We start from the raw sequence: 26,081 nt of genomic DNA, 5'->3' as shown, positions 1-26,081 counted from the left end.
TCGAGGGCCGGGCGCTGGCCCGTAACGGCGCGGTGACGCTCAACAACAACAGGATCTTCCTCGGCGGGTGCGCCACCGGCGGAACGACGACCGGCACGACCACCGGCACGACCACCGGCACGACCACTGGTACGACCACTGGTACGACCACCGGAGCGACCACCGGAACGCCGACAGCCGGAACGACGACCGGCACGACCACCGGAGCGACCGCCGGAACGCCGACCGCCGGAACGACGACCGGCGGATCGACGACCGGTACGACCGTGGGTCTGATCGGCGGTGGCCTCCTGGGCGGACCGATCGCCGACCTCGTCTCCGGCGGCACCTCGGGGAACGTCGCCGGAAACACCTCCGGAAACACCGCGGGCAACACGGCCGGGAACACCACCGGCGGGAACGTCACCGGCGGCAACACGACCGGAGGGGCCATCACCGGGGGCAACGTCATCGGCGGGCCCGGCGGCCCGGGCCACGGCGGCCTGGAGCACGGCGGGCCGGACCAGGGCGGCCCGGGCCACGGCGGGCCGGACCAGGGCGGTCCGGGCCACGGGCACGACGAGGGACCCGGCAAGCCGGACCACGAGCACGAGCACGAACACGGCCACGACGGCAAGCCCGGCGACCACTACGGCTACGGCAACAAGCCCGCTGGCCACGAGGGTCACGAAGGCCACCAGGGCCACGAGGGCTAGGCAGCAGGCTGCACGGATTCCGTTCAACGGATGACGGCGCGCGGCGGAATCCTCAGCGAATCCGCCGCGCGCCGCCGGTGCGGTGCTACCGGTTCAGATGGGCGAGGAGGAGGTTGGGGTCCTTGGCCGTGATGTAGGCCGCGCTCAGGACATAGGCGGTGTCGCCGCGCAGGGCGAGGGACGTGGGGTTCTGCAGGCCGTCGGCGGCGGTCAGGATGGTGGAGTGGGTGCCGTCGGGCTGGATGAGGGCGACCTCGCTGGGGCCGTTGAGGGCGGCCAGGATCTGGTCGCCGCGGCCGGTGAAGGCGAAGTCGTCGATTCCGGCCATGCTGGTGGCTCGGGTCTGGGCCGCGCCGGCGCGACCGTCCCGCAGGATGGGGATGCGCAGGAGGGTGCCCCGGTCGAGGTTGGTGGCCCACAGTGCCCCGTTGTGGATCTTCAGCCCGTTTGCCCCGAGGAATCCGGTGGAGGCCAGTTCGGGGGCGGTCGACCACGTGCGGGGGGTGCCGCCGGTGGTGGGCACGCTCGAGATGGTGCCGAGGACGGAGTCGGTGATGTAGAGGGTGTGGGTGCGCGGATCCAGGGTCAGGCCGTTGGGTAGGCCGGCCGCGGGCAGCGCGGCGATGCGCTGCGGTTCTCCGCCGGGGCGCAGCCGCCACAGGCCGGTCAGGTCGGCGGTTCCGGTGGCGTACAGGAAGTACAGGGTGCCGTCCTGTGCACGGACGATGCCGGTGGTCAGGGCGAAGCCCAAGACCGGAGTGTGGGTGCCGCCGTCGGCGGGTGCGGGCAGGGTGGCCAGGATCCGGGTGGTTCCCCGGGGGTTGATTCGGGCGACCTGGCGGGCGGCGGCGAAGGTGACGTACGCGCTGCCATCGGGACTCAGGGCAATGTTCTCGGGCATCTGCTGCCGGGCCGGGTCGAAGTGCGTGGCGATGCGCGCGCAGCTCAACGGGGCGGAGACGGCCGATGCGACTCCGGGGGCGGTCGCGGCGACGGTGGCCGCGGTCAGTACGGCGGCTGACAGGGCGGTCTTGGGCCACTTCTTCCTGAACATGGGTTCCTTCACTGTTTGTGGGCATGCGGCAGCGGTAGGCCGACGCGCCGGGGTTCGGGGGGGGCTTCGGTCAGGGCGTCGGGCGCCGGGAGCTGCTCGGGCAGCGGCCGCGGCGGCCGCCCCGGTGGATGGGCGGGCGCTCGCCGGATGTCGGCCGGCGCCCGGTGGTGTGTCGGGTCAGCCGGCGTCGGCGAGGGTTCCCGGTCGCGCCGGGTCACCCTGCGGGCCGACGTGGGCGAGGAGGGACAGCGCGGTCCGCGCGGGCGAACCGGCCTCCGTGGTGGCGACCACGATGTTCTGGCTCGGGCCCTGGCTCAAGGTCTGCTGAGTGACGGTCAGCGGGCCGAGCAGCGGATGCCGCATTTCGTAGGTGGCGACGGCGCATGCCTTGACGCGGTGGTCGGCCCACATCAAGGCGAAGTCCGGGCTCTTCGAGCTCAGTTCGCCCACCAGCGTGTGAAGCGCGAGGTCGTCCGGATACTGGCCTGCCACCAGGCGCAGATTCCCCACCACGGCCCGGGCCTTGGCGGGCCAGTCCGCGTACAGGTCACGGGTATGCGCGTCGAGGAAGACCAGGCGGGCCATGTTGGGGCGCTCCGCCGGCCGGTCGGTGGCGCCCGGGTCCAGGTGTCCGGCGAACAGCGCATGGCCCAGCCGGTTCCATGCCAGGACGTCACTACGGCGGCCGGTCACGATCGCCGGAACGTGGGCCAGTGCCTCCAACAGCTGACCGGTCGCCCGCGCCACCCGCTCCGGGGCGGGCCGTCGGCCTCGGCCAGGGCCTTTGCCCGACCGGGCCAGGTTGTGCAGGTGCAGCCGCTCGGTCTCCTCCAGCCGCAGGGCCCGGGCAAGGGCGTCCAGCACCTGCGGCGAGGCGTTCAGGGACTGCCCCTGTTCCAGGCGGGTGTAGTAGGAGACGCTTACACCGGCCAGCAGCGCCAGTTCCTCGCGCCGAAGGCCTGGCACACGCCGCCGTTCCCCGTAGGTGGGCACTCCGATCTCCTCAGGCAGCAGCTGGGAGCGTCGTGTCCGGAGGAATTCCCCGAGCTGCACTTTTCCGTTCATGGATCCGAGTATGGGTCGAGCCGAACCGCCCAGCCTGACCCTGACGGGGATAGGCACCAGCGGGTCTGGCACTCCGACGAAGCCGGTGATGACGTGGGCTGCGCCGACCCGGCACCACCCCACACCTCCAGGAGCACGCCTTGAGCGCCACCACCGGCGAACACGACCTCTTCGAGGTTCTGGACGCAGCGCAATTCGCCTTCACCCGGCGCGTCTGGGTCGATGCCGAACCCGCCCGTGTCTATGACCTCGTCAGTGATGTATCGGCGATCAGCCGCTGGAGCCCCAACGCCTCCGATGTCACATTCGACCAAGGCGCCGGGCCTCGGGTCGGTGCCTGGTTCAGCGGCCGCAACCGCAAGGGCGGCCGGCAGTGGACCACGCGCTCCCAGGTCGTACGAGCCGACCCCGGCACCGCCTTCACCTTCGTGGTCGGCGGCGCTGAAGACGGCATCGTGCAATGGAGCTGGACCTGCCACCCGCAGGGACGCGGAACCGTCGTCGAGCAGTCCTGGCAACTCCTGCGTCTCGACCCTGTGCTCGGCACCACCCGCGGCGACCTCGACGCACTTCGTGACTACATGACGAACAGCGTGGAGACCACTTTGGTCTCCCTCGCCCAATGGATTGCGGAAGTGGGAGATGCCCGCCGGGCTTCGTAGGCCGCCGTCCCACGGCCTCGCCCTAGTGGCGGCGGTGCTCGGCCGGTACTACGGCCGCGACATCGGCATCTGACCCCTTCCACGGCTACGCCGGGGGTCGACGCCAAGACCCCCGGCTTCGATGACACGGCCTCTGAACCCCGGCGGGCAGAGCTGCCCGCCGCAGAACGCCCCTGTGCACGACGCTGCCCGGACCAGACGAGCTGGTCCGGGCAGGGCACGCGGCCGCTTCGCCGTTCAGCGGGGCGGTTCGCCGGTCGACTTCGTGAGGTGCAGCCACGCCCTCACGGCTGCCTGCAGCTCGGCCACCGCTTGCCGGTCCGGCTCAGGGGGTGCTGGTGCGCCGGCGCCGGTGGAGCACGGCGATTCCGCCCGCGAGGGCGAGTGCCGTGCCGGAGCCTCCGGCAAGGAGCAGGGTGGAGGACGAGGCGCCCTGCTCCGTGCGCTGGAGGCTGTAACCGCTGGAATAGCCCGTGGTGTCGTACTCCGAGCCGGGCAGCTTGTCGGCGTAGCGGGCCTTGACCAGTTTCTGGTAGTCGCTGAGCGACACCGACGCCTGCCCACCCAGTCCTTGCCGGGCTTGGTCGTTGAGCGGCTCGACGGTGGTGAGCTTGAGCTGGTACCAGCCGCGGATCTGCGGCTCGGTGAAGACCAGCGTGCCCACGGTGGCCTTGCCGGCGTATGTGGCGTCGCTGTCGCCGTCGCGCACGGCTGCCAGGTGCCAGCCGCCGCCCTGGGTGGGGGCGAGCATGACGGTGGCGTTGCGGCCGTTGACGGTGGCGCTCAGGGAGGAGACCAGCTGTGTCAGCTTGAACGCCTCGGTGGGCAGTGGCTTGGCGGTGCCCGCGACGAACCCGGGGGTGAGCTCGTTGCGCGCCACCGGGTCCTTGATCGTGAAGATCGGGAGGCCCTGGCAGGGCTCGGCCGTTTCGGGGATCGTCTGCACCGGCTCGCCGGCGTCGCCGACGGGCACCGGAGTGCGCAGGAAGCGGCAGACGGCGTTGCGGACGTCGGTGGACTTCACCGCGTCGAGGGCGGCCTGGTAGTCGGGGATGTCGGCCGGGAGAGGGTCCTTGGCCGGGACCGCGTGCGTCGGACCGACGACGGACAGCAGCGCGGATGCACTCACTGCGATGACGAGGGACAGACGGGAGAAGCGAGAGGCCGCCCGCTTGCTGGACATTTTGGTGCCGCTGGTGCCGCTGGTGTCGCGCATGTCGCCTGCCTTAGCGGGAGATACCGATGCGGGAGTGGGTCCACTTGGACGAGCCGTTGCTCACGTAGTCGTTGTAGTTCCACCACGTGTACGTGGTGGTGTCCGGCCAGGGATCGGCCACGGCGATCGTGCTGTTCGACGTGTCGAAGCCGTAGACCACGTTCATGTGGCCGCCGCCGGACGTCCACCCGATGCGGGCACCGATCGGCCGGGCCGCCTTGACGTCGGTGTACACCTGGTTGAACGTGGCCGCACTGCTCAGGCCCGAGCCGGTGTGGGTCATGCCGAGGCTGCTCCAGCCCCTGGCCATGTCGTCGAGTGTGGCGGGCTGGTTGTTGCAGCCGTAGGAGGGCTGGGCCCGGTTGCAGAAGTCCGTCTGTGTGGAGCCGAAGCCCTGGAACTTGGCGATGGTCAGCCCGGAGGCGACCCAGCACCACTGGGACTTCTCCTGCTTGAGCATGCTGATGGTGTCCTGACCCGCTTCCGCGTGAGCCGTGCCTCCCGCGGCCACGAGCGATCCCAAGGCGGCCAGCGCGATGGCCGACGCCGTGGTTCCGTACCTGAACCTGCCCATTTTCCTGCCTTCCCCTGATGGGTACAACGAGATGAACGGGGCGATCTGGCAGGAATATGACAGCGCATCATGTCTACGGCACATAGGGGTCATGCGCGAAAATGCCCCATATTGATTATTTGTCGGGTCATCATGCGACTCGGGCGGCAATGGAGTCGGGCCGCCGGGGGGCAGGCGCTGAAGGAGCTCGTGGGCCTGCCCCCTTTCCCTCTGGTCCGCACGGGATGGCCTCGGCCCGGCAAGCCTGCGGGGAGTTCGGCGACGACTAGGCGCAGGGTGGGCACCACCACTTCACCGCCATCCCCACCGCCGCACGACCCGCCTGTACGTGGTGGGGGCGCGGCAAGGCCCCGGAACAGGGGGGCGTCCCGGGGCCTGGAGTCGCGGCCACCGCAAGGGGGGAGCGGTCGTGCATCCGGCGCGACATGTGGATAAACGATTCATCAGGTCTTCGGTTACGGGCGGACGGGCGCCCGGGGGGGCGGCGGGGCGGCGGGGCGGCGGATCTTGCTCGTCCGGTCAGCCGCGGTCGAACAGGTCTCCGCCTCCCGACCGGTGCCTGCCCTTTGGCACGGAGCCTTCCCCACCGGGAACTTCCCGGCCCTCTTGGAGCCACTGACGCTTGAGGGCGTCATAGATCGGCGCATCCGAAACCCGCCCGCCGGCCGCCCCCGCATCGGCGAAACCCCTCTGTGCTGGAACGGTTCTCTGGTCCATGAACAGCCCAACGACCCCACGCCAGGCACCGTGGCGGGCCGTAACCCAGACGTCACCAGCAAATGACTCAGGATCCGAAGACGCCCAGCACACGGGGAGCGTTGGGCAGGTCTTCGGGGACGGTGGCAGTGCCGGTCAGGGGCATCAGGTGCCCGTTGGCACAGTCACCGGGCTGCTGATGGTCGATCTCCCAGTCCCAGCCGGCCGGAACGGCAAGAGAACTGGTGGCGTAGAGAGGCCGGCGACAGGAGCGACACCAGTAGAACGACCGCCCCATCACACCACCGCCCCCTTGCACGGACTGCGGTCGCAGGCGGCAGCTCCGGGCGGCAGACCTCGACGGGGCACACGGGTGGGATCCGGACCCGGGGAGCCCGACCCAGAGAAGCGGAATGCATCATTCACATCGGCTGAAACGATCCGGCAGCCACTACGTCACCCCTCCAGGACGAAGACGGCCACGCCTTCCGAGCAGCCGGGTTGACCCCGGCCGCGTACGGTGCGGCCTTCCACGTGCGGCATCACGTGCGGCACCGGCTGTCGGCGCGGCCGGTCGTGGACCGACCGGCCGCGTGAAATGGAGACAGGCCCCGAGGCCGGCTGGCGCCGGGCCTGCTGCTTCTACGTCCCCGATGGGAGATGTTCCTGCTGGTGGTTGCTCAGCGGAGCTGGTCCACGATCCACTGGCCGAGCTCCTCGGTCATGACGGTGTGCCCTTGGTTGTCGCCGGCACACGCGAAGTCGTGGAGCTCGCTGGAGTCCCGGTCGACCTTGCCGTAGAGCGTGTCGCGGTTGTCGATGTCGCCCGTCGCCACGGCGCTGACGGTGGGCACGAACGTGGTGGCGTTGTACACCAGCTCCGGTGCCTGGCCCTCGAGGAGCTCGACCAGCATGGCGGCGGTCCCGAAGTTGGCGGGGCGGCCCGGCAGCAGGGCGGCCTCGGGGAACAGGCCGCCCGGGGCGCCGTCGATGTCGGGGATGTGGCTGGTGGAGACGTCGATCGGCCGGTCGCCCGCCTTGCACAGCTGGGCGACGACGACAGGGTTCCCTTCCGCCTGGGTGTCGAGGTGGGTGCCGCCCAGGTGCTCACCGTGGCTGATCATCGCGGGCGTGCCGGCGGGGATGCCGTTGCCGACTCCGGTGCCCACCCCGTTGGCGACGCCGAGCAGGCGGGGGCGCTGGGGCCAGGTGCCCACCCGCTCCAGGGCCTCCAGGAAGTCGGTGCGCTCCTGGTCCTGGCCCGCCTCGGCCCCGACGGTGGCAATGTGCCAGCGCAGCAGCTGGCGCGCGGCCGCGCTGTTGACCATGTGGGAGAAGCGGCTGAGGTGCTCGCCGTAGACGGGGATGTCGCCCCAGTTGTCCTTCACGAAGTGTGCGAACGCCTGGACGGCGATGGGCAGCCAAGCGCCGCGGTGCGGGGTGTCGTAGGAGAGGTAGGTGGAGGTCTCGTGCTCCTCCTTGTCGGTCTCCATCTTGGCCAGGGCGTAGCGGGTGACCAGTCCTCCCATGCTGAAGCCGCCCACCGTCAGCTTGGCCGAGCCCTCGCGCTCGGCGATCGCCTTGCGGATGCAGCCGATTGCGACCTCGGTGTTGTCGAGGATGGACGCGGAGCGCTCGTCGAATCCGAGGAGAATCACGTCGAAGCCCTGCTCGCGCAGCTTGGACACGAAGGGGTACTGCCCGTTCTCCATGCCGTCCCACAGCATGTCGAGGCTGCTGGCGCCCATGGAGAAGCCGTCGGCCAGGATCACCGGCCGCCTGAGGTGCTTCTGCTCCGGTGAGCTGTAGTAGACCCAGGCGGTCCCCTGAGCCCTGAACTCCTCGAGCCTCCAAGTCTCGTCGCTCGCGGGTGCTTTCGAGGAGGTGGACCGGGCTCCCGGGGTGCGGGCGTCCCAGATGTTGACAACAGGCGTGGACATAGTGCGACGACTCCTTGCGTGTGTGGCCGATCATGCCGAGGGCGGCGGCCCGGCGGGCAGCGGTGGAGCGGTGGACCGTGCGGTGGCCGCCGGGGGCTTGCTCCCGTCCAAGTCCGGAGTGGCTTGCCGCGATCGGCTGCGGCGACCTCCAGTCCAGGAACCGGTCTGCATGCCTGTCCCTGTCTTCCACACCGGTCGACACGCCGTGTGGTGCCGGCTCCTCGCAGCCATGACAGCCCCCATCCGATACCCGGGCAAACGCCCAGGATGAGGCTAGAGCAGGGTGAGTTGGCCGAATCGATTCTTTTTCCACACGCCGCGCCGACGGCCGACACCCGCCCCACCCACAGACCCCGGCGAGGAACCTCGCGCCGTGCCTGCCTCACGCCGTACACAGCCGCGTGAAGCACAGCGGGTGCCGCAATGCTCCTCGTTGCTCAACTGATGGTGCGCCACCTGGGCAGCTCGCACCGCCGGGTACTGATGGACGGCCGCACTCCGAGGCACGACGACCTCACCACCGCCCTGATCACCGTCGTCGCCGCCGGCGGCCAAGGCATGGCCATGCTCCTGGAACGCACCTCGTAGCCCGCACGGGACGCTGCGCTGCCGAGTGGCCCGCGCTGTTGCTGCCGCCTGCGGTCAGCCCGCCGTCGCGGTTGGGCCTTGGCCGAACCGGGGAGCATCCTCAACCGTGGCGTCCAGGCAGGGTCGTAGTCGTACACGGCGCAGCGAGTGTCTCCACGTTCCCCGGCCGGTGGAGTGCTTGCGTCTGCTTCGGCCACCGGCTCGGGACCGACGAGGACGGGGAAACCCCGTCGACGACCTCCCACCTCACCACTGGAGACCGCGCCCTGGTCAGCGAAGCCGTCGCACCCGGATTCGACTACGCCGACATGGCCCTGGGCCGGCCCGACGGGCTCGTCACGCGATCCCCCGCCCGTGCCGAGCTCATCCACCGCTACTGCCGCCCCACCCGGCCGCACACAACCGTCGCTTCCTCTACGTGACGCAGCCTTGCACCCGTGCCCCGGTACAGGCGACTGCGGCGTTCGGCTCTCGAGTACCTCGCCATCCGGCAGGCACCGGAAACTCCCCTGGCGCAGTCCACGCCGTACTCGCCGATCGACGCCGAAAGGCAGGGCTCGTACTTCGGGTAGTTCGCGTCGGTTGGCCCGGTGGGACCGCGCGGTGCGTGGTCGAGCCCACAGGCGTGGCCGACCTCGTGAAGCAGTGTGGGCTGATCGCCTGCGCGGCCTGCTGGAAGTCCGTCGATGCCCGCCCCGACCGCCGTGTTCGGCCCCGTCCCGACGGGAGCTGCGCCGGGCAGGAGCCCGAAGTAGACGACGTCCGACCTGTTCCCGTCCCCGGTGCGGACGTTGACGCGAGATCGGCGAGGGTCGGGGCCGGGAGCGTCAGGGTGGGTGGAGGAGGCGTGGGACTGACCGTCGCGGGGCCGTTGGTGTAGACGTCCGGCAGGGGTTCGATGTCCGGGCCGTTGAGCAGTGCGTCCCGGAGTTCTGCCCGCACTTCGAACCCGGTCACGGCGACCTCCCATGCGATACGACGGCAGCGCCGCTGACGTCGACAACCCATGCAAGCCGATCACCCGCCCGTGTGGCGGGACGCGACCGCTGGGACGGCGCGTCCGACCGCCTTTCCGGGCACCGGAGGCGGGTGCCCGGAGGGGATCGCCCTCCGGGCACCCTCACCCGGCGTCGCCGAGCGGCACCCGCGTCAGGACGGGAGCCAGGTCCGCCAGGTGGGCTCGTTCTGCTTCGCCCAGCGGGCCGCCGCCTCCTGAGGGGGCAGCTTCTGGTCCGCGATCATCAGGGCGACGTCGTTCTGCATCTCGGTCGTCCAGCGGAACTTCTTCAGGAAGGCGGCGGCGTCGCCCCCGCCGTCCGCGAAGCGGGCGTTGAGGAACTTCTGCAGCGGCGTGTGCGGGTACGCGCAGGCCACCTTCTGGGCGTCGGCGTCACAGCCCTCCTTGTAGGCGGGCAGCTCCACCTCCGTCATCGGGACCTTCTCGAACAGCCACTGGGGCTTGTACCAGTAGCTCAGGAACGGCTTCTTCTCCTTGGCGAACTGCCTGATCTGGGTGATCTGCGCCGCCTCGGAGCCCGCGAACACGACCTGGTAGTCGAGGTCCAGGTTCTTCACGAGGGCCTTGTCGTTCGTCACGTAGGACGGGGAGCCGTCCAGCAACTGGCCCTTGCCACCGCTTTCCGCGGTACGGAACTGCTCCGCGTACTTGTTCAGGTTCTTCCAGTCGGTGACGTCGGGGTGTTCCTCGGCGAAGTACGTCGGCACGAACCAGCCGATGTGGCCGGTCACCCCGAGGTCGCCGCCCCGCTCGATCGTCGCCTTGTCGTCGATGTACCGCTTCTCCTGCTCCGGGTGGCCCCAGTCCTCCAGGATGGCGTCCACCCGGCCCTGGCTGAGTGCGTCCCAGGCGGGTACCTCATCGATCTGGACGGTGTCCACCCGGTAGCCGAGCTCGTGCTCCAGCAGGTACTGGGCGACGGCGACGTTGGCCTGCGCGCCCACCCACGACTGGACGGACAGCGTCACCGTGCGGGAACCCTTGGCGTCGGCGTACGGGGAAGCCTGGCGGGTCATGTCGGCGGCGCCGCAGCCGGTGAGGGTGAGGGTCGTCAGGGCGAGGGCGGCCGCGAGGGCGGCGATGCGGGTGCGAGCCATGTCAGGCCCCCTTTCCGGCGAGGTTGCGGCGCTGTGTCGGCTGGGTGACGCGGTCGAGCATCAGGCCGAGGCAGACGATCGCCGCGCCGGCGACCAGACCGGTCGCCAGGTCGCCCTGGGCGAGTCCGAAGACCGCGTCGTAGCCGAGCGCCCCGCCGCCCACGAGGCCGCCGATGACGACGACGGCGAGGACCAGTACCACGCCCTGGTTGACGGCCAGCAGCAGCGCCGGCCGGGCCAGCGGCAGCTGGACCTGGAACAGCTGCTGCCGTCCGGTCGCGCCCAGCGAGCGCGAGGACTCCAGGGCGGCGGGGTTCACCGCGCGCACGCCCTGGGCCGTGATCCGCACCACCGCGGGCAGCGCGTAGACCACGGCGGCCGCGACCGCCGGGGCACGGCCCACACCGAACAGGGCGACCACGGGGATCAGATAGACGAACTGCGGCATCGTCTGGAAGACGTCCAGGACCGGGCGCAGCGCGCGGCCCAGGCGGGAGCTGCGGGCCGCGGCGACCCCGAGGGCGAAGCCGATCAGCAGCGTCACGGCGACGGCGGCCAGTACCTGGGACAGGGTGTCGAGGGCCGGGTCCCACACACCGAGCACGCCGATCGCGGCCATCGCCAGGACGGCGGTCGCGGCGGTGCGCCAGGTGCCGATGAGCAGGGCGAGGACGCCGACGGTCAGGAGGACCGCCCACCAGGGCAGCCACTGCAGGCCGTCGCGCAGGGGGTTGAGGATCCAGGTGGTGAAACGCCCGGCCCAGTCGGCGGTGCCACCGACCAGGGGCACTCCGGAGTAGAGGTGGGCGGTCATCCAGTCGACCGCCCCGTTGACGGGCTCGGCGATGTCCAGCGTCCACCCGTCGGGCCAGGAGAGCGCGTCGGCGAGGCGGCTGCCGACGGCGACGGCTGCGGTGACCACGGCGGCGATGGCCCAGCCGAGTCCGGCACGGCGGGCCGGGGCCGCGCCGATCCGTTCTCCCGCCGCGGCGGTGACGCGGTCCAGGACGATGGCGAGCAGCACGATCGGCACCCCGGCGGCGAGCGCGGCACCGACGTCGACGGAGGCCAGCGCCTGGTAGACGCGGTCGCCGAGGCCGCCCGCGCCGATGACGGACGCGATCACGGCCATGCCCAGCGCCATCATGATCGACTGGTTGACGCCGAGCAGCAGCTCCTTGCGGGCGAGCGGCAGTCGGGCCGTCAGCAGGCGCTGCCTGCCGGTGGCGCCGAGGGAAGTGGCGGCCTCCACCACGCCGGCGTCCGCGTCGCGCAGTCCGAGCGCGGTGAGACGGGCCATGGGCGGGGCCGCGTAGACGACGGTCGCGAGGACGGCCGCGGGCACGCCGATGCCGAAGACCAGGACGACGGGCAGGAGGTAGGCGAAGGCCGGCAGCACCTGCATGGTGTCGAGTACGGGGCGCAGGATCCGGTGCATACGGTCCGACAGACCGGCGGCCAGCCCGAGGAGGCCTCCGAGCAGCACGGACGCGGCGACGGCGACCACCATCAGGGCGAGCGTCTGCATGGTGGGCACCCACATGCTGAGCAGTCCGCACACGGCGAAGGCGGCGACGGAGGTCAGCGCGAGCCGGACGCCCGCGACGCGCCAGGCCACCAGCCCGGCGGCGGCGGTGACGCCGGCCCAGCCGAGAGCGAGCAGCACCAGGTACACGGCGCGGACGGAGACGACCACGATGTTGCTGACGTGGCCGAGGAAGTAGAGGAAGAGGGGGTGGCCGTCGCGGTTGTCGATGATCCAGTCGCTGGTGCGGTCCAGCGGTCCCGACAGATCGACGGCGAGGGACGCCGGCCAGCTGCCGCCGCCCAGGAGTACGGCACCGAGGAGGAGCGCTACGGCCGCGCCGGCGCCGATCAGCCGACCGCGGTGGCGTGCGAGTGCGCGCAGCACACCGGATCCGGCGTCGGGGACGGTCCGGTCGGGGACGGTCCTGTCGGTGGTGGGGCTCGGAGGGGCAGGGGTGACGGTGGCGGTCATCGGCCCCACCGCGCGGAGGTGGCCGGCCCGGAGGTGGCCGGCACGGAGGTGGCCGGCACGGCAGGGGCCGGCACGGCAGGGGCCGGCACGGCAGGGGCGCCGATCGTGCCGCACGGCGGCGGCCAGGTCGTATGGGAGTACATCAGGCCACCGCCTTTCCCGTCGCGGCCGGGACCCCGGCAACGACACCGAGCAGTCCCGCGTGGTCGACCACACCGAGGCACCGGCCGTCCTCGACGACCCGCGCGTTCTCGCCCGTACGGGCGACGGCCTCGATGGCCTCGTGGACGGTGGCTCCGGGCGCGAGGGCGGGGCCGGCCTCCTGCTCGCCGGCGCGAGCGGGGCGCATCGCCGAGCGGACGGTCAGCACCTGCTCGCGCGGCACGTCACGGACGAAGTCCCTGACGTAGTCGTCGGCGGGAGATCCCACGATCTCCTCCGGCGTGCCGAGCTGTACGATCCGGCCGTCGCGCATCAGCGCGATGCGGTCGCCGAGCTTCAGCGCCTCGCTCAGGTCGTGCGTGATGAAGACCATCGTGCGCCCCTCCTCCCGGTGCAGGCGTACGACCTCCTCCTGCATGTCCCGGCGGATGAGCGGGTCCAGTGCGCTGAACGGCTCGTCGAACAGCAGGACTTCGGGGTCCACGGCGAGCGCGCGGGCCAGGCCCACGCGCTGCTGCTGGCCACCGGACAACTGGCTCGGCCTACGGTGCTCCATGCCCTCCAGGCCCACCTTGGTGACGAACTCCGCCGCCCGCTCACGCCGTTCGCCGCGACCCACGCCCTGGATCTCGAGCCCGTAGGCGATGTTGTCGAGCACCGTGCGGTGCGGCAGCAGCCCGAAGTGCTGGAACACCATCGCCGCCCGGTGCCGGCGCAGCTCGCGGAGCCGCCCGGTGTCCATGGACCGCACGTCCTCGCCGTCGATGGAGATCGTGCCCGAGGTCGGCTCGATGAGCCGGGTGAGGCAGCGGACGAGCGTCGACTTGCCCGAGCCCGACAGGCCCATGACGACGAAGACCTCGCCCTTGCGGACGTCGAAGGAGACGTCGCGGACGGCGGCGGTACAGCCGGTGCGCTCGCGCAGCTCGGCGGCGTCGAGGGCGCCGAGCTCCGGGTCGGCGGGCACGCGGTCGGCCTTCGGGCCGAAGACCTTCCACAGGTCGCGTACGGAGAAGACGGATTCCGCGGGGGGCCGAAGTTCGGTGGCGGTGTGCGGCGGAGTGTTCATCGGGTGGTACCTCCCAGCAGGTCGGCGCATTTTTCGCCGACCATGAGCACGCCGATCATGGGGTTGACGGCGGTCATGGTGGGGAAAACGGACGCGTCGGCGATCCGGATGCCGGTCAGGCCCCGGATCGTCAGATCGGGCGTGACGACGGCGAGTTCGTCGTCGGCGGCCCCCATCCGGCAGGTGCCGGCCGGATGGTAGACGGTGTGCGCGACCTGGCGGGCGTACGCGCTGAGTTCCTCGTCGGAGGTCACCTCGGGTCCCGGGCACACCTCGCGCTTCAGCCATCCGGCCAGCGGTTCGCTCGCCGCGATCCGCCGGGCGATGCGGATCCCGTCGACGAGGGTCCGGCCGTCGTAGTCGTCCTCGTCGGTGAAGTACCGGAAGTCGAGCGCGGGCTTGACCTCGGGGTCGGCGCTCGTGAGGTAGAGACGGCCACGGCTGCGCGGCTTGGGGATGTTCGGGGTCATCGACACGCCGTGCGCGGGCCGTTCGTACCCCAGGCGCTCCGGATTGTCCGTGAACGGGATCTGGTAGAAGTGGAACATCAGGTCCGGGCCCTCGGCCTCCGGGTCCCGGCGGACGAACAGCCCGGCGTCGGAGTCCATCGCGGAGTTCTCCGGGATCGGACCGTGGGTCTCCCACACGATGACCGACTCGGGGTGGTCGAGCAGGTTCTCCCCGACGCCCGGCAGGTCGTGCACGACGGGAATGCCGAGCTTCTCCAGGTCGGCACGCGGCCCTATCCCGGAGTGCAGCAGCAGGCGCGGGGTGTCCACGGCCCCGGCGCACACCAGGACTTCGCGCCGGGCGCGCACGACGTGCTCCGCGCCCTCCTTGGTACGGATGTGCACGCCGGTGGCGCGGGTGCCCTCCAGCTCCAGCCGGAACGCCCAGGTCTCCAGGGCGACGTGCAGGTTCGGCCGGTCCAGGAAGGGGTGCAGGTAGGCGACGGAGGCGGAGGAACGCTTGTTGTTCTCCGGGTGGTAGGCGAGGTCGAAGAAGCCGACGCCCTCGTCGAAGGGACGTCTGTTGAAGCCCTCGACGCGCGGCACACCGAGCGCGGTCTGCGCCGCGTCGACGAAGTCCCGGGCGATCGCGTTCCGGTCGGCCTCGGCGACGGGGACGATGTTGTTGCGCAGCCGGGCGAAGTAGGGGTCCATGGCCGCCGCGTCCCAGCCCTCGGCGCCTGCGTCCGCCCACTCGTCCCAGTCGGAGGGAAGGGGCTTGAAGGCGATGAGGGTGTTGTGCGAGGAACAGCCGCCCAGCACCCGCGCACGGCTGTGGCGGATGTTCGAGTTGCCCCGGGGCTGCTCGGTGGTGGGGTAGTCGTAGTCCAGCTCACCGCCGAGCAGGCCCATCCAGCGGCGCAGGGTGAGGACGTCGTCGCGGCCGACGTCGCTGGGGCCGCCCTCGATGACGGCGACGCTGACGTCCGGGTCCTCGGTCAGCCGGGAGGCTATGACGGAACCCGCGGTGCCGCCGCCGACGACGACGTAGTCGTAGACGTGCTCGCCGGAGGCGTGGGGTCCGGATGCCTGGGGTTCGGACGCGTGGTGGCCGGACGCATGGGGTTCGGACGCGTGGAGGTCGTACGCGTGGTGGTCGTTCATGCCCGGTCCTTCTCCGTCGCGCCTGCGAACCAGCGCACGGGGCGCGGAGCGAGGTTCTGGTAGATGTGCTTGGCCTCGCGGTACTCGGCGAGACCGCTGGGGCCCAGTTCGCGGCCTATGCCGGACTTTCCGAAGCCGCCCCATTCCGCCTGCGGCAGGTAGGGGTGGAAGTCGTTGATCCAGACGGTGCCGTGGCGCAGCAGGGCGGCGACCCGGCGGGCACGCTGCTCGTCGGAGGTCCACACCGCTCCGGCGAGGCCGTACTCGGTGTCGTTGGCGAGGGCGACGGCCTCTTCCTCGGTGCGGAAGGTCTCGACGGTGAGGACCGGGCCGAAGACCTCTTCGCGGACGACCCGCATGCCGCGGTGGCACCGGTCCAGGACCGTGGGCCGGAAGAAGTAGCCGGGCCCGGCCGGCTTCTCGCCGCCCGCGCGCAGGACCGCGCCCTCGGCGAGGGCGGAGGCCACGTACGTCTCGGCCCTGGTCAACTGGGCCTCGGAGACCAGCGGACCGCACTCGACGCCCGCGTCGGTGCCGCGGCCCAGCCGGATCAGTTCGGCCCGGCGGGCGAGCTCGACGACGAAGCGGTCGCGCAGCGGCTCCTCGATGATCAGGCGGGAGCCGGCGGAGCAGACCTGTCCGCTGTGGATGAAGGCGGCGTTCAGCGCCTGGTCGACGGCGGTGTCGAAGCCGTCGGACGTCGAACACGCGTCGGCGAAGACGACGTTGGGGTTCTTTCCGCCGAGTTCGAGCGCGACCTTCTTCACGCTGTCGGCCGCCGCCCGGGCGACCTTGGTGCCGCTGACGAGACCGCCCGTGAACGAGATGAGGTCGACATCGGGGTGCTCGGCGAGCCGCGCTCCGACCGTGTCGCCGGGGCCGGTGACGATGTTGGCCGCACCGAGCGGGAGTCCGGCCTCCAGGAGCAACTCGACCAGTACGACGGTGGTGAGCGGGGTGATCTCGCTGGGCTTGATCACGAACGTGTTGCCGGCGGCGAGTGCGGGAGCGATCTTCCAGCTGGCCTGGAGGAGGGGGTAGTTCCACGGCGTGATCAGGGCGCAGACCCCGACCGGCTCGTGCACGACGACGCTGCGGATCTCGTCGGAACCGGCGTCGACGACCCGTCCGCCGTTCTCGTTCGCCACGAGGTCGGCGAAGTAGAGGAAGGCGTCGCGGACGCAGTCGACGTCGACGCGGCCCTCCTCCAGCGTCTTGCCCGCGTCCTGGCTCTCCAGGGCGCCGATCCGCTCGCGGTCGCGCTCCAGCAGGGCGGCGACCCGCCGCAGCAGGGCGGCCCGCTCGGCGGCCGGCGTCCGCGGCCAGGCACCGGCGTCGAACGCGGCTCGCGCCGCGGCCACGGCGTCGTCCGTGTCCTGGACACCGCCCTCCGCCACGACCGCGAAGGAGGTCGCGTCGACGGGGTCGATGATCTCGCGCGTGGCGCCGGACAGTGCTTCGCGCCACTCTCCGCCCACATGGATGCTCTGTTGTGCTGCCGTCACGGTGCGTATTGCCTTTCGTCCCTTGAGTCCCCCTGCCGGTCAGACCGACGTGATCCGGCCGCCTGCCCCAACTCCCGGGATCCATGCGCAATGCATGGCGTAGAGTGGCCTGCTTCACTCCCCAAAGCAGCCTGAATTTGGACATACAAGACGAAGAGGAATCACTGAAGTGCACGCCGAGCGGGGCTGGGGATCCGCATGGGGTGGGCGTCACCCTGTGTGACGACCCGCGTCGGGATGACGGCTGCCGCGGGTCGTCACACAGGGTGGCCGGGTTTCACCTGTGGAGGGGGACACCGGCCTGGTCGGCGGTCAGGGCGGCCAGGGACGACGGGGCGCGGGTGGGGTCGGTGCCGGTGAGGTGGGCACGGACCGGGGTGAGGGCGGGCACGCCGGTACGGGTACGGGTGCGCGGCCCAGTGAGGCCGCCGCGGTGGCCAGCAGGCCCGCGGTCAGGGAGGCACCGAGCCGTTCGTGCTCGAGGGCACGCGTCCCCGGGCAGCTGGTGCCGCGGGGGGATGACGAGGGCGTGCTTGGGCGAGGGCGGCGGTCGCGGTGGCCGAGGCGAGCTCCCCGCCGCCGAACGCGGCGGGCACTCGGCCGGCCCGGCCCGCGGTGCGGACCAGGGAGGCCGGGCCTGCGAGGAAGCCACAGTGGCCGGCGCCGCGGGCCGCCTCCCGGCCGCGGTGAGCCCCTTGTACGCAACGTGATGCGTGCTGCCACTCCCCCTCCGTCGGCTCACGTCTCCCGCAGCGGTGCGTACACCTCCGGTCCGAGGCCGAACGTCCAGGCCACGCCCTGGCGTGCCGTGCGGGTGGTCGGCGGTACCCGCAGCCAGTACGTGCGGCTGGTGCCGTCCGGTTCCGGCGTCGAGTTGACGACCTCCACCATCACGACGGCCTCGTCGTCCGGCAGGGATATGCGCCACAGCACACCCGTCTCGTCCCGGTGTACGGGGACGGCACCGGACTCCCGCAGATAGCGGTCGTACCCGTAGAACTCCAGCATCACCCGGCGCAGTTCGGCGTTCTCCTCGTCCCGGATCCGCTCGGGCGTCAACGTGCCCAGCCCTGCGAGGAATTCGGCCGGGACGGGCATGCCCCGCCAGGCGTACAGCGCGAACCCGTCGGGGAACGCCAGGGCCGGGCCGTCACCGCGGTCGAGCCTGCCCGCCTCGTCCCGGTGCAGCTCCACCGGCCGCTCGCACACCACGGCCAGCCGCTCGTAGGGCCACCACCAGCCGGCCGAGCGGGCGAGGACGCCGAGCCCGTGCAGCGGTGTGCCCTCCTGCGTGTCGAAGGCGCACAGCCAGGCCGCGTCGTGCTGCCCGAGCACCGCGTCCAGGAGCAGCAGGCGCAGCCGTCCCTCTTCCGCGGCCGCGGCGGCGCCGGAGCCGCCGCCCGCCGTCAACTCCTCGACGAGACCGGTGCGGATGCGGTCCGCCAGGCGTTCCGCGTTCTCCCACAGACGGCCGCCCGTCGCGCCCCAGCGCCGCCCCCATCCCTGCGGGCCGAGCTGCTGCTGCGCCCGCTCCCGCTCGGCCGCCCACGGCCCGCTGCGCACGGCCTCCCGCACGCTGCGCCCCCGCGCGGCCGGCCCCGACGGGCCGTCGTCCGCGCCGAGCAGGCGTACCGCCGCCCGGGGCGAGTCCGCCCACACGATCCGCTCCGGCTCCGCCAGGCCCGCCGCCCGGTACGCGAGGCGCACTCCTGCCTCCGCGGCCGCGCGGTCGGCCGGCCCGGTGGCCGCAGCGGCCGCCCTCCACACGTCGACGTCGTTCCTCACGATGCTGCTGCTCCCCCCACTGTCCGCCACGCTCTCAGTCCGCCACGATCCGTACCGCTCCGGGTACGTACTCCCGCTGCCGCACGACCCGGTACCAGCCCTTGGGCAGCGGTATCGCGGCGTGCTCCTCGTGCACCACCCGCCCGCCGTCCGGGAGGTGCAGCAGCAGCGGGCCGAAGACGCCCGGCTCCCGGACCAGCCTGCCGGGTCCGAGCACGGCGTGCGCGTGTCCGGTGACCTCTCCCAGAGCGAGCACCATTCGCCCCCGCCCGTCCCTCGGCTCCTGCTCCGCCCCGGCCGCGTGCTGCGGCACGGCCGACTCGTCGAGCGGAACGATGAGCACGTCCCCCTGCCGGTACATGGGTGTCCCCCTTCCCCACGCGCCGCCCCCGTGCGCCGCGTTCTTCTCCGAAGGTAGGGGCCGGGTCTGACAACGGCGTTCCCCGCGGCTTTCCCCGCGGCTTTCCCCGGACTCCCCCGGCTTCCCCCGCCCTGCCTCGGGCAGTGTCAGTGCCGCTTGGTACAACTTGCAGCACATCGGACGCGACAGGCGAGGAACGGCGGGGACCCCATGAGGTATCAGGAGCATCTGACGGAATCGTGCGGGCTCCCCGTCTTCGACTTCCCGGGGGAGGGGAGCGAGGCCATGACCCCCCTGCCCGCGGCGGACGCCGTCGCCTGGCGCATCTCCTGCGACAGCTATGACAGCGAGGAGAGCTGGCCCGCGGCCTTCGCCCGGTTCACCGCCGCCGTCGACACCACCCGGGTCCGGTCCCTCGTCGTCGGCTCCTGGGAGGAGGCCTACGACAGCGGACCGGAGCCGATCGTCACCGCCCTCCTCGACGCGCGCCAGCGCCTGCCCGCCCTGCGGGCCCTGTTCCTCGGGGACATGGAGTCGGAGGAGTGCGAAATCAGCTGGATCAACCAGGGCGACGTCGGCCCGCTCCTCAACGGCTTCCCGGAGCTGGAGGAGTTCGGCGTGCGCGGCGGTTCCGGCCTGGTCTTCCCCGCCGTCACCCACCGGAAGCTGCGCTCCCTGACCGTCGAGACCGGCGGCATGCCCGCCGAGGCCGTCCGCGGCGTCGCCGCCAGCGAACTGCCCGCCCTGGAACACCTCGACCTGTGGCTCGGTACGGCCGAGTACGGCGGGGACGCGGTGGTCGCCGACCTGGCGCCGATCCTCGACGGCGACCGCCTTCCGCGCCTGCGCCACCTGGCCCTGTGCAACAGCGACATCCAGGACGAGATCGCCGCCGCCGTCGGTTCCGCTCCCGTCGTCGCCCGCCTGGAGAGCCTCGACCTGTCCATGGGCGTCCTCACCGACCAGGGCGCCACCGCCCTGCTCTCCGGCCAGCCCCTCACCCACCTCAAGAAGCTGGACCTGCACCACAACTACCTCCGCGAGCCGCTGAGGCAGCGCCTCCAGGAGGTCCTGGGCGGCGCCGGTGTCACCCTCGACCTGGACTGCGGTGACGCGGACGAGGACGAGGACGACGGCCGGATCTGGCGCTACGTCGCCGTCGGCGAGTAGCGCGCCGGTCATGACGGACCACGCACCGCCGCCGCGCTGGGCGGTCGTCGGAAACCCGGAGAACCGGCGCGTCGCCCTGTTCTCCGGGGCCGTGCGCGACGCCGGGCAGCCCGCGCCGCGCGTCGTGTCCTGGGCGGACGTCCTGCGCGAGGGCGGCGCCGTCTTCGCCGGCGACGAGATCGTCCGCCTCGAGTCGCCGGGGGAGAACATCGAGGTCGACCGGCTCCTGCGCGGCGCCGACGACCCCACCCGGGTGGAGGGCGGGGCCCGCTGGTACGCCGCGTTCACCGCCGCCGTCCGGACGCTGGCCGGCGGCCGGCGCCTCGACGACGCGGACGAGCTGGCCGTCCTCTTCGACAAGCGGCGCTGCCACCGCGCCCTCGCCCGCGCGGGCGTCCCCGTACCGCAGTCGCCGACCTCCGGTGGCGACACACCCGTGCGCGGCTGGGACGACGTACGGGCCCTCATGGACGCGCACGACATGCCGCGGGTGTTCCTGAAGCCCGCCCACGGGTCCTCCGCGTCCGGTGTCCTCGCCGTCGAAACGGCCGGCGGGGGCCGGATCAGGGCGGCCACGTCCGTGGAGAGCGCGCAGGACGGCCGGCTGCACAACTCCCTGCGGGTACGGCGCCTCACGCGCGAGCCGGAGGTGGCCGCGCTGGTCGACGCCCTCGCCCCCGACGGGCTCCACGTCGAACGCTGGTGGCCCAAGGCCTCCCTCGGCGACGGCGCGGCCGATCTGCGCGTGGTCGTCGTGGCCGGGCGGGCCACCCACGCCGTGGTCCGCACCAGCCGTACCCCCATGACCAACCTCCACCTCGGCGGGCGGCGCGGCGACCTGTCCGCCGCGGTCCGGGCCGCGGGCCCCGCCTGGACCGAGGCCCTGCGGATCTGCGAGCGGGCGGCGGCCTGCTTCCCCGGCACCCTGTGCGTCGGCGTCGACCTGCTGCCCGCCGCAGGCTGGCGCCGGTTCGCGGTGGGCGAGGTCAACGCCTTCGGCGACCTCCTGCCGGGCGTGACCGGACTACCGGGCAGCGGCGCCGAGGGACTCGACACCTACGCGGCGCAGGTCGCCGCCGCCACCCGTAGACACGTACAGCACCACCCCACGAGGAACCACCGTGCACCCGCCTGAAACCCGAGCGCTCCCCGACATGAACGAGGTCGTCGGCCGCGACGACCTGCTCCTGCTCACCCTGGACACCCTGCGCCACGACGTCGCCGTCGAACTGGCCGCCGCCGGACGCCTCCCGAACCTGGCCCGGCACCTGCCCGGCGGCGTCTGGGAGGAACGGCACGCCCCCGGCAGCTTCACCTACGCCTCCCACCAGGCGATGTTCGCCGGTTTCCTGCCCACCCCCGCCCGGCCCGGCCCACACCCACGGCTGTTCGCCGCCCGCTTCGCCGGCAGCGAGACCACCGCCGGCCGCACCTACGTCTTCGACACCCCCGACCTGGTCTCCGGACTCGCCGCGGCCGGATACCGCACGGTGTGCATCGGCGGGGTCGGCTTCTTCAACAAGCAGGGCGCGCTGGGCGACGTACTCCCCGGAATGTTCCAGGAGAGCCACTGGGAGCCCGGGTTCGGCGTGGCCTCGCCCACCTCGTTCGAGGCACAGGTCGAGCGGGCCGAGCAGGTCGTCGCCGCGCTCCCCGCCGAGCAGCGGCTCTTCCTCTTCCTCAACGCCTCCGCACTGCACCAGCCCAACTGGTTCCACCTCCCCGGCGCCACCGCCGAGGCGGGCGACACCCGCGCCACCCACGCCGCCGCCCTCGAGTACGTCGACCGGCACATCGGCCGGCTGCTCAGCGCCATGAGTTCCCGCCGCCGCTGCTTCGTCATCGTCTGCTCCGACCACGGCACCACCTACGGCGACGACGGCTACACCGGCCACCGCCTCGCCCACGAGGCCGTCTGGACCGTGCCGTACGCCCACTTCTTCCTGGAGCCGTCCGTATGACCGCCCTCGCGCCCTCCCCCACCGAGGCCCCGGCGCCGCCGGCCGCGCCGCCGCCGGGCAGCCCGTACACCGCCTACGTGTACGCGTACCCCCACAAGACCGCCTACCGGCCGCTGCCCGAGCGGCCCGCCCTGCGGGACCTGTGGCACGGCGAACGCAAGGACGCCCTCTCCCTCTACCTCCACATACCCTTCTGCGAGGTCCGCTGCGGCTTCTGCAACCTCTTCACCCGCATCGGCGCCCCCGACGGGCTCACCGGCCGCTACCTCGACGCGCTGGACCGCCAGGCCGCCGCCGTCCGCGACGCCCTCGGTGACGACGGCCCCGTCTCCTTCGCCAACGCCGCCTTCGGCGGCGGTACGCCCACCTTCCTGACGGCCGGCGAGCTGGAACGGCTCTGCGACATCGCCGAGCGGCGCATGGGCGCCGACCTGCGCGCCGTCCCGCTGTCCGTCGAGACCTCCCCCGCGACCGCCACCGCCGACCGGCTCGCCGTCCTCGCCGAGCGGGGCGCCACGCGTCTGAGCATCGGCGTCCAGAGCTTCGTCCCCGACGAGGCCCGGGCCGCCGTACGCCCCCAGCGCCGCGCCGACGTCGAGGCGGCGCTCGGCCGCATCCGCGACGCCCGCATCCCCGTCCTCAACATCGACCTCATCTACGGCATCGACGGCCAGACCCCCGCCACCTGGCGCACCTCGCTGGACGCCGCACTGGCCTGGCGCCCCGAGGAGCTGTACCTGTACCCCCTGTACGTCCGCCCCCTCACCGGGCTCGCCCGGCGCACCGCGCTCACCGACCGGGCCTGGGACGAGCAGCGCCTGACCCTCTACCGGCAGGGCCGCGACCACCTCCTCGCCCACGGCTACGAGCAGGTGTCGATGCGCATGTTCCGGCTGGCCGGCACGGCGCCCCAGGGCCCCGACGACCACGCCTGCCAGACCGACGGCATGATCGGCCTGGGCTGCGGCGCCCGCTCCTACACCTCCCGCCTGCACTACTCGTTCGACTACGCGGTCGACATGGGCGAGATCCGCGGGATCATCGACGACTACACCGCCACCGCCGACTTCACCCGCGCCGTCCACGGCCGCCCCACCAACGGCGACGAGGCACGCCGCCGCCACCTCCTGCAGTCGCTGCTCCAGGCCCGGGGCATGCCGGTCGCCGACTACCGGGAGCGGTTCGGCACGGGCCCCTCCGACGACTTCCCCGCCGAGCTGGCCGCATTCGCCGCCCGCGGCTGGCTCGACCAGGACGGCACGGGCCCGCTGCTGCGCCTCTCCCCCGAGGGCCTCGCCCACTCCGACGCGCTCGGCCCGGAGCTGTTCTCTCCCGCCGTACGGGCCGCGATGGCCGCCTACGAGGCCAAGTAGCCGCCGTGGACCTCACCCTGCTCTACCGCGGCCCGCTCGCCTCCTGCGACTACGACTGCCCCTACTGCCCCTTCGCCAAGCGGCGCGACACCACGGCCCAGCTGCGCGCCGACCGGGCCGCCCTCGAACGGTTCGCCGACTGGGCGCGCTCCCGTACCGAGGACAGGCTCTCCCTCCTGTTCACCCCCTGGGGCGAGGGGCTGGTCCGCTCCTGGTACCGCCGCGCCCTCGTCGACCTCTCCCATCAGCCGCACGTCGACCGCGTCGCCATCCAGACCAACCTCAGCTGCCGCACCGACTGGCTCGCGGACGCCGACCCCGACACCCTCGCCCTGTGGTGCACCTACCACCCGGGACAGACGCCGTACGAGCGCTTCCTGGCCAAGGTGCGCGACCTCGCCGACCGGGGGATCCGCCACAGCGTCGGCATCGTCGGCCTCCCCGGGAACCTGGAACACGCCCGCAGGCTGCGCGCCGCCCTGCCCGGCCACGTCTACCTGTGGGTGAACGCCGCCGACGGCCACACCTACACGGACGCCGAGGCCGACACCTGGACCGCCGTCGACCCGCTCTTCCCGTACAGCCGGCATCCGCACCGCTCGGCCGGACTGCCGTGCCGCACCGGCGAGTCGGTGATCTCGGTGGACGGCGACGGCACGGTCCGCCGCTGTCACTTCGTCCGCGCCGAGCTCGGCAATCTCTACGACGGCTCCTACCGGAGCGCGCTCGGCCCGCGGCCCTGTCCGCTGACCACCTGCGACTGCCACATCGGCTACGTCCACCTGGAGACGCTGCCGCTCTACGACGTCTTCGCGGGCGGCGTCCTGGAACGCGTGCCGGCGGCCCGCACGCCGCTCGTGCCTCTGCTCGGGGAGCGCCCGGACGGGCGGGCGATAAAGTGAGGTACACCTAACTACGCGCCTCGCAAGGAGACTTCATGTCCCTGGAGAACGTCTTCGCCGCGTTCGGGCTGCCCGGCGAACCGGGGTCCGGGGAGTTCTGGGCGGCGGCGGGTGCGCCCGCGTCGGTGGCCGCCGAGGGGGGCGGTTGGGTGACCCTGTTCCTGTGGCGCGGCTCCGCGGCCGACCTCGTTTTCGAGAGCCGGCCGCAGGACGTACCGCTGTGCCGCTGGGGCGACACGGACTGCTGGTACGCCGAGGTCCCGATGCCCGCGCGGCTGCGGGTGACGTACCAGTTCCGCGCGGGCGACGCCGCGTACGCCGACCCGTTCAACCCGGTCGGTGCGGGCGGTGACCGGTCCATCGCGGCCACCCCGGACGCCCCGGACCAGCCGCACTGGCCCCTCGTCGGTGCGGACGACGTCCTGCCCGTCCCGCGGACCCGGGTCCGCTGGGCGAGCGAGCGGCTCGGCGGGCGGCGGACCGTACGGGTCCATGCGGCGGGCGGCGGTGGACCCGTGGTGCTGCTGCTCGACGGGGACGACTGGCTGTACCTGCACCCGGCCATGACCGCCTTCGACTCCGCCGTCGCCGGTGGCGAGATGCCGCCCGTCACCCTCGTCTTCCTGCCGACCCGGGACCGGGAGGCCGAGTTCGGGTGCCGGCCCGAACTGTGGGAGGCGGTCCGGGACGAGCTGCTGCCGCTGGTCACGGAATCCGGCGTACCCGCCGACCGGGACCGCCTGGTGGTCGCCGGGCAGAGCCTCGGCGGGCTGAGCGCGGTGTACGCGGCGCTGGAGTTCCCGGAGCTGGTGTCACGCGTCGCCTGCCAGTCGGCGTCCCTGTGGTGGACACCCGACGCCGTGAAGTCGGCGGACCCCCTGGGGGGCCCGGTCGGCGGCACGATCGCGGCCCGCCTGCGGGAGCGACCCGACCTGTCCGGGCTGCGGATCGCCTTCGACGTGGGGGAACACGAGACGCGGATGCTGCCCCACTGTGAGGCGGCCGAGACCCTGGCGGAACGGGCCGGGGCGACCGTACGGGTCTCCCGGTCGGCGTCGGGCCACGACCGCGCGGGCTGGCGCGAGGCCCTGCTCCGGGACGTCGCCTGGGCTCTCGCCTAGGGGTGTTTTGCCGATCAGGCCGGATCAGCGAGCGGTGCCGAGCGTGCGCACCAGGCACCGCGAGCCCGGCCTGATCGGCAAGACACCCCCTAGCCCCCGGCGATTCCGGTGATCACCGGGTCGCCGAGGGGGGCGGCTTGCGGGGTGAGACCGACGGTGCGGAGGGCGGCGGTGGCCAGGTCCCGTGCCTGGGCCTCGGCCGTTGCCGTGTCGGCGGCCTCGACCTCGAGTCGCAGGCTGAAGGCCGACGAGTCCGGATAGAGGGTGAGGAGGTCCAGGTCTTCGGCCGCTCCCAGGTCCGTCTCGCGCGGGTCGGAGCCGCGCAGCGCGCGGGTGAGTTCCGTGCGTGCCTCGGGGGTCAGCTCGGTGAGCAGGGTGCCGGGGAGGGTGACGACGTAAATGGTCATGGGACACAGATGCCCCGACAACGCGGGGAAACTCGCTCCCCGCGCCCG

Annotated in this window: 21 protein-coding genes and 1 pseudogene; 9 read left to right on the top strand and 13 right to left on the bottom strand. The window is 72.3% G+C overall.

Translation table 11 applies throughout. From position 1 onward, the window contains the following. Positions 1 to 695: pseudogene (locus ACGFZK_RS33640) on the top strand (hypothetical protein); the annotation flags it as partial. A gap of 85 nt (positions 696 to 780) precedes the next feature. On the opposite strand, the gene ACGFZK_RS33635 reads toward ACGFZK_RS33640, so the two are convergent. Both ACGFZK_RS33635 and ACGFZK_RS33630 read right to left on the bottom strand, forming a co-directional pair. After that, positions 781 to 1,749, bottom strand: coding sequence for an SMP-30/gluconolactonase/LRE family protein (locus ACGFZK_RS33635; RefSeq protein ID WP_393852647.1), 969 nt, complete (start codon positions 1,747 to 1,749; stop codon positions 781 to 783). 177 nt (positions 1,750 to 1,926) lie between these two features. Continuing rightward, entirely contained in the window at positions 1,927 to 2,814 is an 888-nt protein-coding gene (locus ACGFZK_RS33630; RefSeq protein WP_393852646.1) for a helix-turn-helix domain-containing protein, read from the bottom strand. Between the two features lie 140 nt (positions 2,815 to 2,954). Between ACGFZK_RS33630 and ACGFZK_RS33625 the strand changes: the two genes are divergently transcribed. Continuing rightward, the gene (locus ACGFZK_RS33625) at positions 2,955 to 3,476 is read left to right on the top strand and encodes an SRPBCC family protein (protein WP_393852645.1); all 522 of its coding nucleotides are present in this window, start codon (positions 2,955 to 2,957) and stop codon (positions 3,474 to 3,476) included. Positions 3,477 to 3,801: 325 nt separating this feature from the next. Here the strand turns inward: ACGFZK_RS33625 and ACGFZK_RS33620 are convergent, their stop codons facing one another. From ACGFZK_RS33620 to ACGFZK_RS33610, 3 genes are all read right to left on the bottom strand, one after another. Next, positions 3,802 to 4,692, bottom strand: coding sequence for a hypothetical protein (locus ACGFZK_RS33620; protein ID WP_393852644.1), 891 nt, complete (start codon positions 4,690 to 4,692; stop codon positions 3,802 to 3,804). A gap of 10 nt (positions 4,693 to 4,702) precedes the next feature. Continuing rightward, on the bottom strand, positions 4,703 to 5,266 hold the full coding sequence (locus ACGFZK_RS33615; RefSeq protein WP_393852643.1) for a papain-like cysteine protease family protein: 564 nt from the start codon (positions 5,264 to 5,266) through the stop codon (positions 4,703 to 4,705). A gap of 1,376 nt (positions 5,267 to 6,642) precedes the next feature. After that, the gene (locus tag ACGFZK_RS33610; RefSeq protein WP_393852642.1) at positions 6,643 to 7,902 is read right to left on the bottom strand and encodes an esterase/lipase family protein; all 1,260 of its coding nucleotides are present in this window, start codon (positions 7,900 to 7,902) and stop codon (positions 6,643 to 6,645) included. A 423-nt stretch (positions 7,903 to 8,325) separates the two neighbouring features. Here ACGFZK_RS33610 and ACGFZK_RS33605 point away from each other — a divergent pair, with 423 nt between their 5' ends. Next, positions 8,326 to 8,490, top strand: a complete 165-nt coding sequence (locus tag ACGFZK_RS33605; RefSeq protein WP_393852641.1) for a hypothetical protein — start codon at positions 8,326 to 8,328, stop codon at positions 8,488 to 8,490. Between the two features lie 1,149 nt (positions 8,491 to 9,639). On the opposite strand, the gene ACGFZK_RS33600 is transcribed toward ACGFZK_RS33605, so the two are convergent. The 7 genes from ACGFZK_RS33600 to ACGFZK_RS33570 form a co-directional block, all read right to left on the bottom strand. After that, entirely contained in the window at positions 9,640 to 10,605 is a 966-nt protein-coding gene (locus ACGFZK_RS33600; RefSeq protein ID WP_393852640.1) for an ABC transporter substrate-binding protein, read from the bottom strand. 1 nt (position 10,606) lies between these two features. After that, entirely contained in the window at positions 10,607 to 12,604 is a 1,998-nt protein-coding gene (locus ACGFZK_RS33595; RefSeq protein WP_393852639.1) for an ABC transporter permease, read from the bottom strand. A gap of 142 nt (positions 12,605 to 12,746) precedes the next feature. Next, entirely contained in the window at positions 12,747 to 13,835 is a 1,089-nt protein-coding gene (locus tag ACGFZK_RS33590) for a glycine betaine/L-proline ABC transporter ATP-binding protein (RefSeq protein ID WP_393852638.1), read from the bottom strand. Beyond that, positions 13,832 to 15,448 (bottom strand): GMC family oxidoreductase, encoded by a 1,617-nt coding sequence (locus ACGFZK_RS33585; protein WP_393852637.1) that lies wholly within the window; start codon positions 15,446 to 15,448, stop codon positions 13,832 to 13,834. The genes ACGFZK_RS33590 and ACGFZK_RS33585 overlap by 4 nt, the downstream gene beginning before the upstream one ends. Further along, complete coding sequence (locus ACGFZK_RS33580; protein ID WP_393852636.1) at positions 15,445 to 16,953, bottom strand: aldehyde dehydrogenase family protein; 1,509 nt, start codon at positions 16,951 to 16,953, stop codon at positions 15,445 to 15,447. Before ACGFZK_RS33580 ends, ACGFZK_RS33585 begins: the two co-directional genes overlap by 4 nt. 738 nt (positions 16,954 to 17,691) lie before the next feature. Further along, complete coding sequence (locus ACGFZK_RS33575) at positions 17,692 to 18,738, bottom strand: DUF6745 domain-containing protein (protein WP_393852635.1); 1,047 nt, start codon at positions 18,736 to 18,738, stop codon at positions 17,692 to 17,694. A 34-nt stretch (positions 18,739 to 18,772) separates the two neighbouring features. After that, positions 18,773 to 19,099 carry a hypothetical protein gene (locus ACGFZK_RS33570; RefSeq protein ID WP_393852634.1) on the bottom strand — a complete coding sequence of 109 codons (327 nt, stop codon included), beginning with the start codon at positions 19,097 to 19,099 and terminating at the stop codon, positions 18,773 to 18,775. 210 nt (positions 19,100 to 19,309) lie between these two features. Here ACGFZK_RS33570 and ACGFZK_RS33565 point away from each other — a divergent pair, with 210 nt between their 5' ends. From ACGFZK_RS33565 to ACGFZK_RS33540, 6 genes are read left to right on the top strand one after another with little or no spacing between them, the layout of a single operon-like run. Beyond that, positions 19,310 to 20,269 (top strand): STM4015 family protein, encoded by a 960-nt coding sequence (locus ACGFZK_RS33565; RefSeq protein ID WP_393852633.1) that lies wholly within the window; start codon positions 19,310 to 19,312, stop codon positions 20,267 to 20,269. A 10-nt stretch (positions 20,270 to 20,279) separates the two neighbouring features. Continuing rightward, complete coding sequence (locus tag ACGFZK_RS33560) at positions 20,280 to 21,404, top strand: STM4014 family protein (protein ID WP_393852632.1); 1,125 nt, start codon at positions 20,280 to 20,282, stop codon at positions 21,402 to 21,404. Between the two features lie 19 nt (positions 21,405 to 21,423). Continuing rightward, entirely contained in the window at positions 21,424 to 22,230 is an 807-nt protein-coding gene (locus tag ACGFZK_RS33555) for an STM4013/SEN3800 family hydrolase (RefSeq protein ID WP_393852648.1), read from the top strand. After that, positions 22,227 to 23,603, top strand: a complete 1,377-nt coding sequence (locus ACGFZK_RS33550) for an STM4012 family radical SAM protein (protein ID WP_393852631.1) — start codon at positions 22,227 to 22,229, stop codon at positions 23,601 to 23,603. Before ACGFZK_RS33555 ends, ACGFZK_RS33550 begins: the two co-directional genes overlap by 4 nt. A gap of 5 nt (positions 23,604 to 23,608) precedes the next feature. After that, complete coding sequence (locus ACGFZK_RS33545; protein WP_393852630.1) at positions 23,609 to 24,505, top strand: STM4011 family radical SAM protein; 897 nt, start codon at positions 23,609 to 23,611, stop codon at positions 24,503 to 24,505. A gap of 35 nt (positions 24,506 to 24,540) precedes the next feature. Continuing rightward, positions 24,541 to 25,626, top strand: coding sequence for an alpha/beta hydrolase-fold protein (locus ACGFZK_RS33540; protein WP_393852629.1), 1,086 nt, complete (start codon positions 24,541 to 24,543; stop codon positions 25,624 to 25,626). A gap of 89 nt (positions 25,627 to 25,715) precedes the next feature. Here ACGFZK_RS33540 and ACGFZK_RS33535 read toward each other — a convergent pair whose 3' ends face one another. Further along, positions 25,716 to 26,033 carry a hypothetical protein gene (locus ACGFZK_RS33535; RefSeq protein WP_393852628.1) on the bottom strand — a complete coding sequence of 106 codons (318 nt, stop codon included), beginning with the start codon at positions 26,031 to 26,033 and terminating at the stop codon, positions 25,716 to 25,718. Positions 26,034 to 26,081: the final 48 nt, after the last annotated feature.

The organism is Streptomyces sp. NPDC048257 (assembly GCF_043201855.1).
Classification (GTDB): domain Bacteria; phylum Actinomycetota; class Actinomycetes; order Streptomycetales; family Streptomycetaceae; genus Streptomyces.
This window is presented reverse-complemented; position numbering and strand designations above follow the sequence as displayed.